We start from the raw sequence: 2,919 nt of genomic DNA, 5'->3' as shown, positions 1-2,919 counted from the left end.
TGGCTCATATTGGCGAGGAATTCCGACTTGGCGCGGTCGGCGAGCACGGCGCGCTGACGCGCTTCGCGCAGTTCCGCCTCTCGCATCTTCAGCTCGGTGATGTCGGTGGTCGAGCCGATCAGATAGAGCGAGCCGTCGGAGGCGATCATCGCGCCCTTGCGGGCGAATTGATGCCTGACGCTGCCGTCGGCCAACGTCACCGTCTCTTCGACCTCCTGGGTTTCGCCGGTGCGCAGCACGGCGAGGTCGCCATTGACGAAAGCCTCGCCATCCGGCCCGAAAATCTCGATGTCGGTCTTGCCGATAGCCTCTTCCTTGCTGAAGCCCGTGAGATCGGACCAGCCCTTGTTGACATAGAACTGCCGGAGATCGGAGCGCTTGGCGTAGATCGATACCGGCACGTTGTCGATCAGGCTGCGGAACACCTCGTTCTCGCGCATGCTCTCTTCCAGCGCACGCTCGCGCGCCTTGACGTCGGTGATGTCGGTGCTCGAACCGACCAGATGCACCGACCCGTCCAGCGTCACCAGGCGGCTCTTGCGCGTCATCAACTGCCGAACCGTGCCGTCGCGATGGGTGACGGGTTCCTCGACCTCCCTGACGGCGCCCGTCACGGCGACTTGCGTGTCGTCATGGCTGTAGCCATCGGCGTCCTGCGCACCGAACAACTGCCGGTCGGTGCGGCCGATGACATCCTCCTTGGCCAAGCCGGTGATCGCGCACCAGGCCTTGTTGACGAATTCTATGCTCAGGTCCTGCGCCTTGATGAAGGCGGCCACCGGCAACTCGTCCATCACGTGCCGGAACAGGTCGATCTGGCGCATCGAATCGCGCAATGCCGCCTCGCGGCTCTTGATCTCGGAGATGTCGACGCGAACACCGATGAAGGTGCCATCATCGGTCCGCATGTCGTAGACCTGGTACCAGCGGCCGTCGGGGTTATGACGCTCGTAGCAGGAATTGGGCAAGCGGTAGCGGGCGAGGATCGCATCCAGCCAGCGGTCATGGTCGCTGTCGTAGAGCTGGTCGACTTGTGGATCGCCGCTGTCGCGGAAATAGCCGTTCGCATGGCCCAGAACGAGTGCCTCGCGGAATGTGCAGCCGGGCTGCCATGCCGGCTTCAAGGCCGGCAGCGTATCCTGGATCTTGCGGTTGGCGAAAACGAACCTGTCGTCGCGATCGTAGATGATCACGGCGGCCGGCAAGGATTCCAGCACGTTGGCGAGATGCTTGCGCGCATCCTGCGCCTCCGTCTCGCGTCGCTTCATGTCGGAAATGTCGAACAGGAAGCCGGCAACGTAGTTGCGGCCGCTGGCCATGCCGACGCGGCTCTTCCTGACGACGCGTGATCGGCTGGCGCCATCGGCCTCGAAGTTTTCTTCCACTTCGTAAGCGCGTCCGGTTGCAAGCACCTCCCGTTCGCTCTGCTCGAAGAGCGCGACAGCGTTCGTCGGGAGGAAATCGCCGCCGGGCTTGCCGAGCATGGCTTGCGGCGTCTGGCCAAACAGGGCCGCGAACGCCTCGTTGACGAAGACAAAACGCAGATGGTCGTCCTTGACGAAGATCGGATCCTTGACGGCGTTGATCACCGCTTCCGCCAGCCGCGCTTTCTCCAGCGCGTCGGCGAGTTCGGCCTCCCGGTCCTTCATGTCGGTGACGTCGACATAGGAGATCAGCCGCTTGCCGCCGGCCAGCGGCGCCATCGACGATATCAGCGTGCGGCCGTCGTTGCGCGGGAACTGCCGCGATCCGGCGGTGCCAGCCCTGATTTCCGCCTCGCGCTCGGCTATGTGTTGCTGCCATGTCGCGTTGTCGGTGCCATACGGATCGATGTCGCGGCTGGCGTCCATCAGATCGCGGAAGCTGCAGCCGGTCTCGGCGCGCCGGGCGTCGATCTGCCAGAACTCGTAGAAGGCACGGTTGATGACCTCGGCGCGCATATCGGCATCGAGGACGAGGACGCCGATCGGCATCTGGTCGACCATGGTGCGGAGATTGACGAAGGTCTCGGCGATCTTGGCGTTGGCGTTCTCAATCTCGGCATCGCGCTGCTTGATCTCGGTGACCTCATAGTAGGTCAGCAGCCGCTTGCCCCCGGACAACGCCGTCACCGAGAACATCATCGTCCTGCCGCTGGCATGGACAAATTCGCGCGGCGCGACGGATCCGGCGCGTATCTCGTCGAGGCGAGTGGCGAGGTAGCGCTGCCATTGCTGTTCGTCGATGTCGCCATAGATGCCGTTGTGGCGGTTGAGCTCCATCAACAGGCTGAACGGAGCGCCGACGGCAACAGCACCGTCCGGAATCCTCGAGAGGTCGCGATAGGCCTTGTTGACGATCAGCGTGTCGAGCCTGGCATCGAGAAGCACGACGCCCATATGCATGGCGTCCATCGTCCGCTCGAGGTCGGCCAGATGCTGGTCGGGCTCGCCATCGGCAGATGGTTCCGGCCCCGGACCTTTGAAGGCGCCGGCCAGCGCCGTGACGTTGCGGCCGATGCCGCGATAACCGGCAAATCTTCCTTCGTCGTCGAACTTCGGAAAGCCTGACGTCAAGACCCAGCGACAGTCGGCGTTGCCACCCTTGAGTTCGTAGACGAAGTCGCGAAAAGGCCGGTGCGCCTGCAGATCCTCCAGATGCGCGGCACCACTGCGGTCGCCGTTCAGGACCTGGTTGAGGAAGTCGAAGCGGAACCGGCCAAGCACGTTTGCCGGATCGATGCCGGTGGCCGCCTGGTAATTTTGCGAAAGCCAGGAGAAGCGCAGTTCGGCGTCGGTCTCCCAGACCCAGTCGGAACCGGCTTCGACGAGTTGGCGAAGCGCATCGTTCGAATCCATGCAAGAGGCGGACGATGATGCATCGTCGCCATGCGCTGTGGATCTGCGAGGCGCGCGCTTGCCGCGCGCGCTGATTGTTTCG

At 63.5% G+C, this 2,919-nt stretch carries 1 protein-coding gene; it reads right to left on the bottom strand.

What is annotated here, in order from left to right:
* Window positions 1-2,837: PAS domain-containing protein (locus tag EOC06_RS35320; protein ID WP_306462380.1), on the bottom strand; the 2,837-nt coding region annotated here is incomplete at its 3' end.
* Window positions 2,838-2,919: the final 82 nt, after the last annotated feature.

The organism is Mesorhizobium sp. M7A.F.Ca.MR.362.00.0.0 (assembly GCF_004023175.1).
Lineage (GTDB): Bacteria > Pseudomonadota > Alphaproteobacteria > Rhizobiales > Rhizobiaceae > Mesorhizobium.
This window is presented reverse-complemented; position numbering and strand designations above follow the sequence as displayed.